This is a genomic window from Chryseobacterium sp. FW101-FHT12H09, assembly GCF_058790395.1.
The window spans coordinates 1-16572 of record NZ_JBYTCP010000002.1; the positions used below are offsets into that span (position 1 = coordinate 1).

Sequence of the window (16572 nt, forward strand, 5' to 3'; positions counted from 1 at the left end):
TTTTTCTAACCTTCAGTCCTATTTACTTATCGTCTGCGCTACCTACTATCTCTCGTTTTCAGTGGGGCAAAAGTACACCTTATTAACACTACAATCCAAACTTATTTAACATAAAATTTACTTTTAATTCATATTTACTTTTAACTCCCTGAATTACAAGAACTAAAATTTTAATCCTATTGGCAAAGAACTGCCATACTGAGCTTGGGAATTAAGTAAAACCCAGTAAGCAGCAGGAGTTAGGTAAGAAAAATTAATGCTATAAAAGAAAAACAGAAGGTTTCGAGAGGGGAAATGGGAAAATTTCATTCAGAAATTAAAAAGAAATATTTTAAAAAGGCATATAGTAACAATGAATTGTTCTTCTAGTATACTATATATAATAGATATAGTATTGAAAATTCTTTACTCTGTACTACTAGCTTGTTTCTATTAAGTGTACTGAGAACCGGCCAATCATAAATAAACCCCGAACTGAGCCGGGGTTTATTTATCTAACCTCTAAGAAAGAGGCTTATGAATTTTTTATTACTCTTTATCTAGTTTAATATAAATAAGACTTAAAAATTCTGCAAATGATTTCTCTAATCCTACAATATCTCCTGACTTTAAATTTAAACCACCTACTCCAGTATTATCTGATCTTACTTTTAAAGCAGATACTTGAAAATACTGATTTGTTTCGTTTGCTTTGGGTTGTACTTTAATGGTAGAACCTAAGAGTTTTTTAGTAGATATTGTATAAAGATCTCCTGGTACTGTTTTTATTATGAAAAAAGACCTCGGAGACAAGGTATAATCCTTCTTATTGACACTTATTCTTTGTTCTTTATCTGACGAAGCAAATAAATACAAATATCCTGTTTGTGAAATGAACTTTTCTTTGGGTAAATAGTACAAGCTCAATTTGTAATTGGAAGGGTTAAAAGCCTGCGGAGATCCATCCACATTTTCAAAGGGTTTTATCGAAATTGCATTTGCCCCTATTTCTTTTGCTTTTTTAAATATTAAAGAAAAAGTGCCTGCATCATCTTTTGAAAAACCCTGTACTTCAACTTCCCCTAAGTATTGAGCATCTTTTATTTCCTCATTTATTTTAAATAAAAATTTATCTGTGTTATCGCTTGTCTTTTCAACTTTAGTTAAGTATACATTCTGTGCACTAAAAAACTGAAGCAGTAAAAGAAAAATAAAAGTTAAAAGGTTTCTCATATCGTGTTTTATTATTGTAAAAGAATATTTACACATTCTTCCAGGCTGTTTTCCCAATGTTTTGGTTCTATTTTATACACTTCTTCTATCTTGTCTAAACACATAGTACTTCTTTTTGGCCTTTTCGCAGGCGTTGGATACTGTTCTGTGGTAAGAGAATTTAATTTGATTGAAGATTTAGAAAACTCAGCAATCTTTTTTGCAAATTCATACCATGTCGTCTCAGGATAATTTGAAAAATGAAAAATTCCAAAATTTAACTGAGGGTTTCTAACAATATCCATAATAGCCTCTGCTAAATCATTGGCATTTGTTGGCTGTCCAAATTGATCAGCTACAATTCCCAGTTCGTCTTTTTGTGAAAATAAATTCAGCATTGTTTTCACAAAGTTCTTATTAAACTCTGAATATAGCCAAGAGGTTCTTAGAATAATTGTTTTTGGATTGATCTCCATTGCTAATTCTTCCCCTTTCAATTTAGATTCTCCATATACTCCGATTGGATTTGTAAAATCATCTTCAGAATAACATAAATTCGTTTCTCCATCAAATACATAATCAGTAGAAACATGGATTAGAACGGCCTTATGATCGTAACATGCCTGAGCGAGATAAGCAACCCCATCAGCGTTGACAGCAAAAGCCTTTTCTTTTTCTTTTTCGGCAAGATCTACAGCAGTGTATGCTGAAGCATTAATACAAAAGTCTGGTTTGCTATCATAAAAGAAAGCTTCAACCTGCCCTTCATTAGTAACATCTAAAGTTTGAGAGTCTGTGAAAATAAATTCATAATCACTTTCAAAATCCGGAGCAATTTTCTTAATACAATTCCCCAGTTGACCGTTACTTCCAATAACAACTATTTTTTTCATTATGAATTTTTTGCGTTTTGAGATCTTAAAAACTTAACTCTTGATTGAAAATCTTTCTGTTCTAAATCAACATAGAATTTATGGAAAATTTCTTTAACATCTTCAGGATGTATGTCAGACTTTCTTGTTTTAACATTAAAATAAATAACAGTAACCCATAAAACAGCATGAATTGTATTTTCGTCAAGACTCTTCATTAATATTTCAACTTTAGCAGTTCTATCCTGTATATCGATCGTCTTGCTGCTTATTACAACCTGAGTATTGTATCGCACTTCTCTTAAGTATGCTATTTCGTTTTGTATGGCAATCCAGGTACAACCAGTTTTCTTTGTATATTCTTCATAGGTAAAACCATAAAATGTTTCCACATGATCTTCTCTGGCATTAAACATATAATCCAAATATTTAACATTATTCAAATGCCCTATTGGATCGCAATCGCTGAATCTAACTTTGACCGTGGTTGATACTTCTTTTTCCATTTGGCAAAAATAAAAAAACCACCCCTAAAAGAGGTGGTTAGTTTTATAAATGTTTGTTAATTTGTTAAATTATTGAACACCTAATTCTTTTTTTACTGCTGGAGTAGCATCTGGACCTCCTTTGTAAACAAACGCAGAAGAGTTTGCATCCATGATAAAGTCATATCCGTTAGCTTTAGCAACTTTAGATACAGCTTCGTTAAGTTTTTTCTCAATAGGTTCATAAGCAAGATCTTGTTTAGCAACAAAATCTTTTTGAGCTTTATCGTTCATTTGCTGAATTTCTTCTTGCATTTTAGCTAATTCACCTTCTCTAGCTTTGTTTTCGTCGGCAGTTTTCTTAGGAGCCTCTTCAGAATATTGCTTTAATTTAGCTTGTCCTGCATCTGCTTTCTTTTTGATCTCTGCTTGCTTAGTATCTAAGAAAGTCTTTAAATCAGCATCTGCCTTTTTCTTTTCAGGCATTGCATTAAGAACACCTATAACATCTAAAGTAGCAATTTTTTGAGCTTTTGCCATACCTACAGATACAACCATCATTACTGCTGCAAATAATACACTTAATTTTTTCATAATTGGTAAATAAATAATTTAATTTGTTTTTAGATTTTTAATTTCAGTAAAAGTTAATTATAAAGATTACTTTTTACTTCTCGTATTAGTTTTTTCTTTTTTTTCTGTTGAAGTTCCTTTCAACAATATTGTTAATACTTTATCTGTATAATCATACCTTGGTAGTAGGAAAATAACATTATTATTATTGCTTTTATCAAGAACTATGCCCAATCCATTTTTCTCAGACATTGTTTTAACAGCGCCCCATATTTGATCCTGAAAAGGTTCAACGAGGTTAGATCTCAATTTTGTAATTTCTCCATTAGTCCCAAAACGTAAACTTGTAGTGGTTTTAATGTTTTTATCCAGATCCATTACTTCCTTCTCTCTTAATTTCAACTGATCCCCTACCAATAAAACTCTTTCATTTTCAAAGGCAGATCTTTTCTTTTCATATTCAGAATTTAAATTCTGAAGTTCTGATTGCCAAGTATCAATCTGCGAGTTTAATCTTGCTTCAGCTTCTTTATATTGTGGAAGCTTATTTAAGATATATTCTGTATCAACAACTCCAATTTTTTGGGCATTGTTAAAACCGAAAAGCAAAAATAATACAAATGTGAAAATGATTTTAAAGTTTTTCATATCGTGAATTATAATGATTGGTTCATCAAGAAGTGTGTCTTCCAACCTGAAGGCTCTGATCCATTAATTGGTTTATCAAATCCATAAGCAAAGTCAAATCCAATTAAACCAAATGCTCCCATATAAACTCTTACTCCTACCCCTACTGATCTTTTAAGTTGGAATGGGTTGTAGTTACCCCATGAATTCCAAACATTACCTCCTTCCGCAAAAGTTAAAGCATAAATTTTAGCTGTCTGATTCAATGAGATCGGATATCTTAACTCTAGAGTAAATCTGTTATAAATTGTACCCCCTCCTTGAGGAGTAATATCTCCTTGGCTAGGATCTCCACCATAACTAGAGGCATTTTCATACCCTCGTAATGGAATTAATTCTCTACCATCATATCGTCCTCCAAAAAGTCCGGTACCTCCCATATAGAATCTTTCAAAAGGTGGTGCTCCCAATTGTTTGTTATACCCATCCATGAACCCCATTTCTGCAGAAGATCTAAGTACAAGTTTTCCAGCAATTTCGTTATAAACGTCAGCTTTGAATTTTATCTTATAAAATTCCATCCATTTATACTTATCCGTTGGAGTCATTGTAGCATAATTCTTATTCGTAAACAATGAATAAGGTGGAGTGAACTTTCCTGAAAGTTCGATATTAGAACCCATTGTAGGGAATATAGGATCAATACCAGCAGAGTTTCTGCTTAACCCTATATTTAAACTTAAGTTATTTGCAGTTCCATAGTTTTCTTGGGTTCCACCAAAATCAAATGGATAGTTCTTAAAATCATATTTCTGATATTGGATGCCAGTATACAAAGAGAAATAGTCATCTGGCCATTTAAGTAATCTATTCAAACCAACAGAAGCTGAGAAAATATTCAATCTTGAAGCATCAGTACTCGTACTCGTAATAGATGTGCTATATCTAACAATTGAATTATTAATACTTACAGAAAGTGCTGTAGGCTTTGTTCCAAATAACCAAGGTTCAGTAAATGAAACTCCATAATTCTGGAAATACTGTCCAGCTTGAGCCTGAATAGACAGTGTCTGCCCATCTCCCTGTGGTACAGGTCTGAAATCTTTAAACTTCAGGAAATTCTTTAGTGAGAAGTTATTAAACGTTAGCCCCAAGGTTCCAATAAAACTATTTCCACCATAACCGGCTTGTAATTGTACTTGTGATGATCCTTTTTCAACTAATTTCCAATTAACATCTACAGTATTATCTTGTTGGTTAGGCTGAATATCCTGACCAATTTGTTGTGGATCAAAGAAAGACATCCCTGCTAAATCGAAGTAGGTTCTTTTGATTTCAGTTTTCTTAAATAACTCTCCAGGTTTTGTTCTTAACGCTCTAAGGATAACATGGTCATGGGTCGTTGTATTTCCTTGCCATGTAACTCTATTCCAAGTTGCCTGCTCTCCTTCATTTACCCTAATTTCCAAATTAATAGAATCACCTGAAACAGATTTTTCAACTGGAGTTACATTAGAAAATAGGTAACCGTTATTCATATATACCGATTTGATATCTGAATCATCTTCTTTACCACCATCTTCACCAACCTTTTTGTTGAAACCTACAGCATCGTAAATATCTCCCTTCTTGTACCCTAAGAGTCTTTGTAAATATTCAGTAGAGTATACCGTGTTACCAGTGAAAGTAACATCTCCTATATAGTACTTTTTACCTTCTTTTAATTTTACGTTAATTTCGTAATTATTTCTTTTATTTCTCCAAACAGAATCAGATACAATAGTTGCATCTCTATATCCTAAAGAGTTATAATAGCTTATTAAACTTTGTTTGTCCTCTTGATATTTATCTTCAATGAATTTTGAAGATTTTAAAATACCACCGATACCAAATCTTTTTTGTTTCGTTTCCTTAAAGGCTTTATTTCTAAGCTTAGCATCACTCACACTTTCGTTTCCTTCGAACTCAATGTGATCGATCTTTACTCTTTTACCTTTTTCTACATTTATCGTCCAATCTACTAGAGCAGGGTCATTTGCATTTACTTTATCCTGAATGGATATTTTTGCATCTGCAAACCCTTTTTTAATATAATCTTTTGGGATATTTGTTTTAAGGCTTGAAACTAAATTTTGTGTAATTTTTGTTCCTGGCTTAAGGTTATTATCTTTCGCCATTTTTTCACTTTTAGATTTGCCAATTCCCCTTCCGGAAAATTTAACTTCTCCAAGCTCTTTTAAGTCCTGCAAGTAAAATTTCAAAACTACCGTTTCTCCTTCAATACTTTGAACGTAAACCTCTACTTCAGAAAATGATTGAGTATCCCAAAGCTTTTTGATAGCATTGCTAACTTTTTGCCCGGGGATATCTACACTTTCTCCTTTAGATAATCCTGTAAATCTTAAGATTTGTGCAGGTGTATACTTTTTAACCCCATCTACAACAATGTCTTTAAGAACGTAGGTTCCTGCTTGGTTTTCTGCATGCACAGGGTTATTCACTTTTGTGCTATCCTGTGGAGTTACCTGTCCATAAAAATGTGCAGAAGCAACAAACATGATGATGGGTAATAGTCTAAACTTCATTTTATCGTAGTCTTTCTTTTCTTAAAATTTTACTGGATTTTTATTTGTTCGCCGGTTAGGCCATATCGTCTTTCTTTGTTTTGATAATCTACAATACATTGAAAGAAAATATCTTTTGTAAAGTCTGGCCATAGAACATTTAAAAACTGCAGTTCTGCATAGGCGATCTGCCAAAGGAGGAAATTGCTAATTCTTGTTTCACCGCTAGTTCTTATAAGTAAATCCACTGGTGGAAAATCCTTTGTATAAAGATAGTTTTCAAATAATTTCTCATCGATATTCTCTACGTCTACCTTTCCTTCTTTTACATCGGAACTTATATTTTTCACGGCATTCAGTATCTCATTTTGAGAGCCATAGCTTATTGCTAGTACTAAATTTCCTTTTGTGTTTTCTTTTGTTAATTCTACCACTTTAAGCAATTGCTCTTTTACAAGTGATGGCAGTTTTTCTAAATTACCAATAACATGCATTCTTAAGCCTTTACTGAAAATCTCCTCAGCCTCTAACAATAATGTTTCTGTAAGTAAATTCATTAAAGTATTCACTTCATTAGAAGGGCGATTCCAGTTTTCCGAAGAAAAGGTATACAATGTTAAATATGGGATATCAATCTCATTACAAGCATTAATTGCATTTCTTACTGCATTAATTGCATTTTTGTGGCCAAAAGTTCTTTCTTCGCCACGAGATTTGGCCCATCTTCCGTTACCATCCATAATGATAGCAACATGCTTTGGTAAATTCTCTGAATTTATTTTATCTTTAATCAACGACATATTAATTACTCACAATAACATGGAGGTCTACCAAAGGAGAATGTAAGACCTAAACTAAAGGTATTCATCCAGTCTTTGGATTTAGTGTCTCCAATATTCCTATCTCTAATAAATGCAGTCTCTCTTTCTTTAGAAACAGCGTAATAATCTCCGGTTTGTAATAAAGACCCTCCGGTTGCAGGGTTTAAAATGTCTCCATTATAAGTAGATACTACATCTTTAGCCACTACTTTACTATGATCTAACTGATCTGTTAATGTATATCTAAATGTAGCTTCTGCAAATATTGCCCAGCTATGATTAAACTTATATTTCAATCCTACTCCAAAAGGAATGTGCATTGTTACTTTTTTGCCAAGTGAATATTCAGCTTTTGTTGTAAAGTCCATTTCATTAATTGGAGCTTGAGCCACACCATCTGCATCTCTTTTAAAATCATTAACAAGAGTAGCTTTAGGGGCGTCAAACATTAAACCTCCAATTCCCCCAAAGATATATGGACTTACCATACTTATCTGCTCATTATTCACAGGAAAAAAATTATATTCAAACATTAAACTAGCTTCATATACATTATTTTTCCCAAATGAGTTTCTGTTTCTTCTATAATCTTCTTTTGCTGCTTTATCACTAAACTGAACCTGATTATATCCTAAATCTAATCTAACAGTTTGATAGGGGTTAAAATTAAATCTATATAGAATACCTCCATAAAATGGAACTCCCCAATCTGATGCTCTGCTTAAATCCAACGGCTTTTGTAAAATATAACTCGTACTTCCTATATCACCCACTAGGTTACTCATACCTAGACGAACTCCCAATTCGTTTCTTTGTGCTTTCACACTCACCAATGTTCCAAGGACGGCAAGGAAGCTAAATAATAATTTTTTATTCATAAAAGAATATGGATTTATGGTTATTTTAAAATTTAATTTTTGCAAATATAAAACATTTTTATATTAATGATATTCTTAATGTTTAGTTAAAAACAAACAAAAAAACATAATTTGTTATAAAGTAAACGACAAAGTGCCGAAAATATTCTTTTTTTAATAGATTCAATAAATCTGATCTACAATAAACCCCCATTAAATGAGGGTTCAATGTATTATTTTTTATTAAATATGGTTTGTACCTTATTTCTTATTTTTATTAATAGTGGTTCTTTATAATTTTTATCTTCATCAAAATATCCGTACCCGTATCCATAACCATATCCATATCCGTATCCTTGCTTTATGATGTAATCGTTATAAACAAGACCTAAATTCTCAATTTCATTATTATGGTATTTTTCTGTAATCATCTTAAGCATATATTTCTCTGTATATTCATGACGAACCACATAGATATTGGTGTCCGAATATTTCATCAATTCATAAGAATCCGCCACAAGGCCTACAGGAGGGGAATCTATTATAATAAAATCATATATATTCTTGAGTTCTTCAATAAATTTAATATTCTTATTACTCATCAATAATTCAGATGGATTAGGTGGAATAGGTCCGGAAGTAGCAACATCCAGATTAGGAATATTTGTTTTATTAATAATTTGATCAATAGAAACTTCACCAGTTAAATAATTTGAAATTCCATATTTATTATCGATCTTAAAATCCCCAAAGATCTTTGGTTTTCTTAAATCCATTCCTAATAAAATAGTTTTTTTATCACTTAGTCCAAGAACTGATGCAAGATTAATTGAAACATAAGTCTTACCCTCGCCACCAATAGACGACGTAATAAGCACTACCTTGCTTTTATCATTTTCTCCAGACAGAAATCTCATATTTGCTCTTATCCCTCTAAATGCCTCCGAAACTGAAGATTTCGGCTGATCCAAAACAGTAAGCATATTTTCGTTGTTATTGTTACCTACCACTCCAAGTAGTGGAATTTTGGTTGCACTCAGTAATTCTTTAATATTTCTTACTTTATTGTCTAACAATTCTCCAATCAAGATAAATAATAAAGGCAGGAGTAATAACCCACCCATAATAAGAAGCTTAGTTCCTTTTATATTGGGTCCGATCGGAGATTGTCCCACATTTTTTGCAGGGTCAATCACAGAGATATCAGACTGATTGGTTGCCATTCTCATTTTAGTCTCATTCTGTCTTCCAAGTAAACTATTATAGGTAGCTTCAATCATATTATATCCCCTTTCTGCATCTAAATATCTTCTTTCTTTTTCAGGGTAAGCTTCAAGATCAGCATTAGCATCAGATACCTGCCTATTAATTTTATTGATCTCAATATTATATCCGTTATAATAGGTATTTAAAGAATTGGAAGAGCTTAGTTTGGCATCGCTGATAAGCCTGTTGATTTCTTTCATAGGCTCCGAATTCGGTGTATAAATTGTCGCCATCTCTCTTCTTTTAAGATACAATGCTTTCAGTTCGGAGACGGATGCTGAGAACATTCCATCATCAAAACCTGCGGCACTCGTGCTGATCATTTTATCAAAGTTCTGTGTCTCCAGAGTATTCTTGATCGTATTAAGAGAGCTTATTTTGCTCGTTAAGTCTGCTTTTTTAGCTTCTAAATCTTTGATCTTCGTTAAAGATTTTTCATCCCTATCTTTAATATCATATAATTTTTCTGAAGTTTTCAGGTAATTAAGAACGTTCGCACTCGAATCCAGTTTTTTTCTTATTCCTGTAAGATTATCCTGCAGATAGGTATCCGTATTTTTATCTACCGTAATTTTATCCAACAATCTTTTCTTCTGTAATTCACTTACAGATTTATTCAAAAAGTTAACTGTTCCGTTTAGATTAAGACCCGTTTTGGTAATAATCATAATTGAGTTGATTTCTTTGTCAAATTCAACTCCGATAGTAGAAACAATACCATTAACAGACTGATTTACTGTACTAAGGTTAACGATAATATTTTCTAGTTTTATACTTGGAGTCCCAGGATTCTGAAGTAATCTGAACTTTAAATTTGGAGCCGTAAACCACTCGCCTACTTTTATTATTTTATTTGCTGGCTTTTTGTAACCTTTAATATTTTGAAAACCTTCCAATTCGTAATTATACAAATTTGTTGATTCACCTTTTTCCGGTAGTATGACTTCGTATGTATTACCACTTTTAGGAATAAAAGTGATCGGATAATCCATCTGCTGTAGATGTTTCTTATCTATTTGTACAAAAACCGGTGAATCATCTTTATCGAGGTATGTAGATTTAATAGAACCTTTGGTTGAGTAATTTACAAATAGGTCTAATTCTTTGACTAAAAATTCATTGTGAGATCTCGACAAAAGCATTTTCTTCAAATAAATTCCATCTTGATTCCCTCCCTGTCCCCAAATAAAGTTAATTGATTGATTGGGCGTAAAATAGCTCGATGTATTATTGGAAACACTTAAGGATAGGTTTGAAGCGTAAATATTTTGTGCGTAATATTTCCCATACATCCAAGAGATACAATACCCAATTAATAGCATCAGAACGAACCAATACCAATTTTTTAATATTCTTCTTAAAAAATGTTCAATATCAAATAACTCAAAAGATCCGCTTTTGTCTTTTTGAGAATTATTTTTCTCAACAGTAGTTTCTTTTCCTGGAATCATGATATTAAAGTCTTGTTAGGATTAAATAAACTGACAACGCTGTAGTAATCAACGAAATACCTGTTGTTATTGTTTGTACCGGGTCTTTACCCAATCCATTCAAGCTTTTTCCTCTTGTATTAAGATAAATCTCATCACCATTTTGTACATAGTAGTACGGCGAGTTCATTACATCTTCACGGGTTAGATCTATTTTGGCAATTTTGATTCCTTCCGGCAGCTTTCGATGAATAACCACCATTTTTCTGTCTACACTTTTATTTAGCCCGCCATTGATTGCCAAAGCCTCAGTGATTGTAAGTGTATTTTTATGAGTTACTTTCTCTCCAGTAATACCAACTGCTTCAGTATCTCCAAGAATGTAATATGTAATCCCATCTGTATTTAATCTTACCTGTGATTTTCCATCCTGAAAATTTTCATTTACTTTTTCCTGAATTTCTTTGGTAATTTCTTCAATAGTTCGTCCTTCTGCCTTGATGTATCCAATTCCAAAAACATTAATTTCTCCGTTCGAATCTACTTTCAATCCGTTAAAATAGAAATTGGTATTCCCACCACCATTACTTCCAGTACGTCCTAAAGTAGCTGCGGCATTAGCATTAACACCTGGAGCGACTGTGCTTCCTGAGGTATTTAGCGTAGAATAAAACTGTGCGGCATCCCCTTTAGGTGTTGTTACAATATTCAGATTTAATATATCGTTTTTTGTGATTCTGTAAACTGGAATATTGTAAGGAACAAGGCCTTCTTCATTAATCACAAGATTTTCATTGGGCTGCATATATCTTACATCTTTTTTTGTAATACAAGATGTAATAAAAAAAGGCAGTATTAAAAAGAGGGATAGATATTTAAAATTTCTTATCATAATCAAATGTTGTTCTACAAAAATAAAAATTTAATCGTTACTTCCTATTATTTCTCACGCTATAAATAAAATCGGGCAAATAAGCACCAGTAAAGCCTAATACGACAATAATCAGTAGCAAAAGGTTTACATTTAAATGTCTAAACCAGTAAGCAATTGTTACTATAAATAAATAATAGACTACTATATAAAATCCAGACCTCCTATGCGTCAAATTGAGTCTTAGTAGCTTATGGTGTATATGATTTTTATCTGCGTCAAATGGTGATTTCTTATTCCATAGTCTAACAATAATCACATTCAATGTGTCCACTATGGGTAAAATTAATATAGCAACGGCTATAGCTGGTGCAGATTGTAAATGATATCTTGGCACTTCCGGGAGTTTCTTATCAATAAATATATCAATAAAACAGATACTTGTGAATGCAAGCAAAAATCCGAGTAACATGGATCCGGTATCTCCCATAAATATTTTATTGGTCCTGTAATTAGAAAGATTATAATATAAAAATGCTAAAACAGCTCCAATTATTACTACTGACAATACAACCAAAGGGTAATTGTATTCGCCTAATCTATAATAGCTTATACCAAATAAAGCACTGCATATTACTGAATATCCTCCCGCCAGACCATCAATCCCATCGATCAGGTTGAACGCATTAATAAGAATGATAAAAGTTATAATACTAAAGATAATACTTACTGCATATTCTAATTCGTAAATACCAAAAATACCAAATAAACTTCTTATTCTGATATCTGAACCTGTAACAATAAGTGCTGATACAATAATTTGTGCAACCAGTTTTTTATAAGCCCTCATTACAACAATGTCATCCATTACCCCGATATACAGGAGAATAAGCAAAGATGCAAATAGAAATTTGTAAAGATCAAATAGTTCATATGCAAAAACAGAAGTACAGATTCCAATGGAGTAGAAAATAGCAATTCCGCCAAGATTTGGAATTTTTCTCAGATGAGAACTTCTCACACCTGGCTCATCCATAAGATTTTTTCTTCTGGATATTTTAATAATTGTAGGGATGGAGAAAAACGTGATTAAAAAAGAGAATAAGAAGCCTAATCCTATTTTCACGTAAAAAATAGAAATATCCATCTCGCTTAAGAACAATTCAAAATTCTTCATTTTTTTCTGGTTAAGTACATTACATTCTCGGCAAGAATTATTACAAGCCCGTTCTAAAATATAGCACGGAATTTTTAATACATCGAAACGGTAGTACTTACATTTGTGTTTACATCAATTTTCTTATCAATCTTTTTTGTCCTGCAAAAAATAACAGATAAAATAACTTTTTTTTCAGTGGCAAATATAAAATATAATTCTTACCAAAACGACTATAGTACAATATATCTTTAATTTTAATGTCTCTTTTAAGTATGAAAAGCTTTAACTGGTCAGCCATTTTATAAAAAGTATCGGTACTTTTAACGAACGCCAGATAAGCTAAAAATGTGTACACTCCTTCAAGGATCTGAAAGTTTTTCAACTCCTTCCTCTTTGTTGAATATTGGGATTTCTCAAATGCAGACTCAACATCACTCACTGCTTTTAAGATATCTAATCCTTTTTCTGTATGTGTTTTACTGATCGAATCTGTTCGTTCCAGATATTGATAATGGAAATTTTGAGTCTGTGCCAATATCCTACACTCCAGTAGAAGCTGCGGAATAAGCTGGATATCTTCGAAATGAATTCCTTTTTTAAATCTTTTCTGAGCAAAAAGTTCTTTTTTAAATAATTTATTACAGGCAAAATAACTTAGATCCGAAAAAACTGAAAAGTGATCTTCCAATATAATTTTTTCAGGCATATTGGGAATTTGTGTCAGCTTTTGTGTAACATTTCCATTCTCATCTACTTTTTGAATGTTACAAATTACCATTTCAGCATTGTGTCTTTCTGCTAAATACAACATTTCTTCAAACATTGTTTTTTTAACATAATCGTCACTATCTACAAAGCCTATATATTCGCCTGTTGCTTTATTAAGTCCAAAATTACGGGCATCACTTAAACCGCCATTCTCTTTTTGATAGGCTTTTAATTTTTCTGGAAATTTCTTAACGTATTCTTGAATAATTTCTTCAGAATGATCTTTACTACCATCATTTACAATGATAACTTCAATGTTTTGAAGGGTCTGACTAACTAAAGAAGTAAGGCACTTTGCTAAATAATTTTCAACATTATAAACAGGGACTATGATAGAAACTTTTGGGGGAACAAGATTTGTCATATATTAAATTTTCGTCAGTCTTGCATTTAACCAGCCTTTTTTTGCTTCATCAAAATCTTTTCTTGAACATGGAATACAATTATCAATGTTTTCATCATCCCCAAAATACCATAAATTACTAAATGTATCTCTTTTAAAAGCATACTGATGATCATCAATAAGGACGTAAAACATTTCGTAATGCCTTTCTTTTGGGTGTGAATTCTGAATGTTGATTCCTTCGATCAGATACCAGATCATTTGTGCTAAAAGCTGGTGATTGAGCTGATTTTCTGAGTATATATTATAATTAAAAATCCCAACAGATTTCAAATTTTCGCTCAAACCAATTTCCTTCATATAAGCACATATCTCTCTCCTGTTTAATCCATTTACCTGAGGGTTCATTGAAAAAGGATCAGTAAAACTTTCGATAGCATCACAATTTACAGTAACTAAATCTGCTTTTCTAAAGAAGGGCTCTGTTTTTTCGGTAGTATTCATCATCTCCGCTAAGCGAATAATATCAAACTCAACTTCTTTGATTAATTTCACAGAGTCCATTTCATTCAAATGCTTCTGATACCCCAAATGATGATAATTTTTAATTGAGAAATTTTTAGCGCCTAAGATTTTACTCAAAAAAGTATGTTCATTGATACTCTCTCCTTGCTTAAGAGAAATTATATTACTGATTTGTGTGTAGTTAATATTTTTCTGATGAAAATTTAACCCCGAAAATAAGGAAAAAGCGAAATCATTCGACCCTCCTATAATTACTGGAATTGCTCTTTTATAATGACATGCAGATAGCACTTCCTGTAAGATATAATGAGAATCCTGAACTGATTTACCAGAAACCAGATCTCCCAGATCTATCAACGGGATTTCAAAATCTAATTGAGAAAGTTTATAAAACTCTTTTCTTATTGCTGTAAAATCCTGCACCTCCGCTTCACCGTTCGCTCCTCTGTAATCAGAAACAAACAAGAGAACAATGCTGTCTTCTTTTATTTCCTTCTTGATCTGATTTCCGATCTGCCAGCTTTCTGTTTTGAAATTTCTTGGTGAAATGATAAAATCTTCAAAATCCATTTATGTAATTAATCTAAATTATTTTACTTCTATAATATTCCATTCAACTTTCCAAATTCCAAATTCAACATTCATATTTTTGAATAAACATAAGGAAATCTTGATTTGTACTCTTACGTAATAGATGTTTATAAGCTTTTTTCGCAATTAATATTTTTAATATACAGTTTCTAACTTTGCTTTTCACTTCATAATAAATCTATCACCTGAAAATAAATATATTCGTCTTAACCTTACAGGTAAACTAAATATCATATTTTGTAGCTTCCCTGATAAAGTAACATAATTTCTAATTTGTAATCTTTTTCATCAAAATATATTTCTCACAAACATACAAAAAACCTCATCAAGTAAAAACCTCGAAGCACATTTGTGCATGAAAAAACCGTTAACACACCATATTAACGGCTCCATATATCACTTTAGCATTACTGCTTTTTTTAGACTTCTTTTTGATTGTTATAACAATTTTTCCTCTTTAATCCTGGAGCTTACAATTTCAAATATGAAAGAAGTTGAAGTTTCAAATTTCCCACCTTGTGTTGCGCCCACTAAAAATTTAGGTGTTTCCCCGTCTTTATCCATCAAAAGCATAGGACGTTCCAATCTTCCAAATCGGTTTAAGTTTTTTGGCGGGGTAGGCTCCTGAATATAATGTTGCATATTGAGATAAGCAATTTCCGGTTGTGACCAATGAAGTCCGTCTATTGTTGTTAAATGTAAACCATACTCATGATTGAAAAACCCCATATCACGTGCTATCATATGATATTTTCCGTTTTGTTTCCAGACAAAAGCATCTTCCAACTGCACATTATTAGGTAATGATGAGAAATCAATTACAGGATTTGAAGACACCTTTTCGTAAGGTCCCATTGGAGAATCAGCCTTTGCTAATCCATATTTTCTATTACCTCGTATGGACCCTTTTTGAGTTTCATATTCCTGAGTATTCCATGATTTATAAAACAGCCAATATTTACCATCATTCCCTTTTACAAAAGCAGGATTTGTAGTACAATGATCATCCCAGGAACCTTTTTCACCGGGAAGAAGTAAAGGATGTTCGGGTCTGGCCCAATCTCCGTCGAGATTTTTTGAAGTAGCAAGTCCTATTCTTTTAGTATTTGTTTTACCATTTGAATTCCCCATAAAGAACAAATAATATTGACCTTCTATTTCTTTGACCAAAGGATTGTGACAAGTCGTTGCATCCCAAAATTCACCACCTCTTGGAGCCAAAACAACTTGTTTGTGCTGGAATTCAGCAAAAGGAGAATCCGCTTCTGCACGGCAAATTTCAGAACTATTTAGCCAACCACCCATTCCTTTTTCTTTTTTCCATCTGGAATAAAAAAGATGAACTTTTCCATCTTTACCCCAAATTGGACAACTGCACCAAATATAATATCCTTCCAAAGAAAATGATCGCCCGATTGGTTTTAAACTGAAATAGGGCTGGTTAGAAAAATCAGATAAATCTGTAAATGACGAACCCAAAACCATAGCCAAGATTCCCAATGCTGAAGTTTGTAAAAAATCTCTACGTGTGATATTTTTGCAATCGCTCATGCTGTCTATTTAACAGCTAATTTAATACAACCATTTAAATAGAGTATCCCGTACTTTGATGGTTTATTCTTTCTTTTG

Annotated in this window: 14 protein-coding genes; all 14 read right to left on the reverse strand. The window is 32.3% G+C overall.

Translation table 11 applies throughout. The features are described 5' to 3' along the window. Positions 1–528 precede the first annotated feature (528 nt). Positions 529–1212, reverse strand: coding sequence for a hypothetical protein (locus AC3WRL_RS05705; RefSeq protein WP_261510152.1), 684 nt, complete (start codon positions 1210–1212; stop codon positions 529–531). An 11-nt stretch (positions 1213–1223) separates the two neighbouring features. Beyond that, positions 1224–2084, reverse strand: a complete 861-nt coding sequence (gene rfbD, locus AC3WRL_RS05710; protein ID WP_261510154.1) for a dTDP-4-dehydrorhamnose reductase — start codon at positions 2082–2084, stop codon at positions 1224–1226. Next, entirely contained in the window at positions 2084–2569 is a 486-nt protein-coding gene (locus AC3WRL_RS05715; RefSeq protein WP_261510155.1) for an acyl-CoA thioesterase, read from the reverse strand. The genes rfbD and AC3WRL_RS05715 overlap by 1 nt, the downstream gene beginning before the upstream one ends. Positions 2570–2638: 69 nt before the next feature. After that, complete coding sequence (locus AC3WRL_RS05720; RefSeq protein WP_261510156.1) at positions 2639–3142, reverse strand: OmpH/Skp family outer membrane protein; 504 nt, start codon at positions 3140–3142, stop codon at positions 2639–2641. A 66-nt stretch (positions 3143–3208) separates the two neighbouring features. Beyond that, a complete protein-coding gene (locus tag AC3WRL_RS05725; RefSeq protein WP_492329895.1) occupies positions 3209–3769 on the reverse strand; it encodes an OmpH/Skp family outer membrane protein in 561 nt (186 codons plus the stop codon). Between the two features lie 8 nt (positions 3770–3777). Next, positions 3778–6333, reverse strand: coding sequence for an outer membrane protein assembly factor BamA (bamA, locus tag AC3WRL_RS05730; RefSeq protein WP_261510158.1), 2556 nt, complete (start codon positions 6331–6333; stop codon positions 3778–3780). Between the two features lie 29 nt (positions 6334–6362). Beyond that, positions 6363–7112, reverse strand: a complete 750-nt coding sequence (uppS, locus tag AC3WRL_RS05735) for an undecaprenyl pyrophosphate synthase (protein ID WP_261510159.1) — start codon at positions 7110–7112, stop codon at positions 6363–6365. Positions 7113–7117: 5 nt separating this feature from the next. Further along, entirely contained in the window at positions 7118–8011 is an 894-nt protein-coding gene (gene porG / locus AC3WRL_RS05740) for a type IX secretion system protein PorG (protein WP_261510161.1), read from the reverse strand. 212 nt (positions 8012–8223) lie between these two features. Then, complete coding sequence (locus AC3WRL_RS05745) at positions 8224–10707, reverse strand: exopolysaccharide transport family protein (protein WP_492329896.1); 2484 nt, start codon at positions 10705–10707, stop codon at positions 8224–8226. A 4-nt stretch (positions 10708–10711) separates the two neighbouring features. Next, on the reverse strand, positions 10712–11578 hold the full coding sequence (locus AC3WRL_RS05750) for a polysaccharide biosynthesis/export family protein (RefSeq protein ID WP_261510163.1): 867 nt from the start codon (positions 11576–11578) through the stop codon (positions 10712–10714). Between the two features lie 37 nt (positions 11579–11615). Continuing rightward, positions 11616–12734: a glycosyltransferase family 4 protein gene (locus tag AC3WRL_RS05755; RefSeq protein ID WP_261510164.1), complete on the reverse strand. Its 1119-nt coding sequence runs from the start codon at positions 12732–12734 to the stop codon at positions 11616–11618. A 109-nt stretch (positions 12735–12843) separates the two neighbouring features. After that, on the reverse strand, positions 12844–13848 hold the full coding sequence (locus AC3WRL_RS05760) for a glycosyltransferase family 2 protein (RefSeq protein ID WP_492329897.1): 1005 nt from the start codon (positions 13846–13848) through the stop codon (positions 12844–12846). Positions 13849–13851: 3 nt separating this feature from the next. Further along, positions 13852–14922, reverse strand: a complete 1071-nt coding sequence (locus AC3WRL_RS05765; protein WP_261510166.1) for a formimidoylglutamase — start codon at positions 14920–14922, stop codon at positions 13852–13854. A 459-nt stretch (positions 14923–15381) separates the two neighbouring features. Then, positions 15382–16494, reverse strand: coding sequence for a family 43 glycosylhydrolase (locus AC3WRL_RS05770; protein ID WP_261510167.1), 1113 nt, complete (start codon positions 16492–16494; stop codon positions 15382–15384). Positions 16495–16572 lie beyond the last annotated feature (78 nt).

Bases quoted from the DNA above. Each gene is read 5' to 3' on its own strand.
- AC3WRL_RS05745 (WP_492329896.1), bottom strand. From the start codon at position 10,707: ATGATTCCAGGAAAAGAAACTACTGTTGAGAAAAATAATTCTCAAAAA.
- AC3WRL_RS05765 (WP_261510166.1), bottom strand. From the start codon at position 14,922: ATGGATTTTGAAGATTTTATCATTTCACCAAGAAATTTCAAAACAGAA.
- AC3WRL_RS05755 (WP_261510164.1), bottom strand. From the start codon at position 12,734: ATGAAGAATTTTGAATTGTTCTTAAGCGAGATGGATATTTCTATTTTT.
- AC3WRL_RS05750 (WP_261510163.1), bottom strand. From the start codon at position 11,578: ATGATAAGAAATTTTAAATATCTATCCCTCTTTTTAATACTGCCTTTT.
- AC3WRL_RS05715 (WP_261510155.1), bottom strand. From the start codon at position 2,569: ATGGAAAAAGAAGTATCAACCACGGTCAAAGTTAGATTCAGCGATTGC.
- AC3WRL_RS05770 (WP_261510167.1), bottom strand. From the start codon at position 16,494: ATGAGCGATTGCAAAAATATCACACGTAGAGATTTTTTACAAACTTCA.
- AC3WRL_RS05760 (WP_492329897.1), bottom strand. From the start codon at position 13,848: ATGACAAATCTTGTTCCCCCAAAAGTTTCTATCATAGTCCCTGTTTAT.
- porG (WP_261510161.1), bottom strand. From the start codon at position 8,011: ATGAATAAAAAATTATTATTTAGCTTCCTTGCCGTCCTTGGAACATTG.
- rfbD (WP_261510154.1), bottom strand. From the start codon at position 2,084: ATGAAAAAAATAGTTGTTATTGGAAGTAACGGTCAACTGGGGAATTGT.
- AC3WRL_RS05720 (WP_261510156.1), bottom strand. From the start codon at position 3,142: ATGAAAAAATTAAGTGTATTATTTGCAGCAGTAATGATGGTTGTATCT.
- AC3WRL_RS05725 (WP_492329895.1), bottom strand. From the start codon at position 3,769: ATGAAAAACTTTAAAATCATTTTCACATTTGTATTATTTTTGCTTTTC.
- AC3WRL_RS05705 (WP_261510152.1), bottom strand. From the start codon at position 1,212: ATGAGAAACCTTTTAACTTTTATTTTTCTTTTACTGCTTCAGTTTTTT.
- bamA (WP_261510158.1), bottom strand. From the start codon at position 6,333: ATGAAGTTTAGACTATTACCCATCATCATGTTTGTTGCTTCTGCACAT.
- uppS (WP_261510159.1), bottom strand. From the start codon at position 7,112: ATGTCGTTGATTAAAGATAAAATAAATTCAGAGAATTTACCAAAGCAT.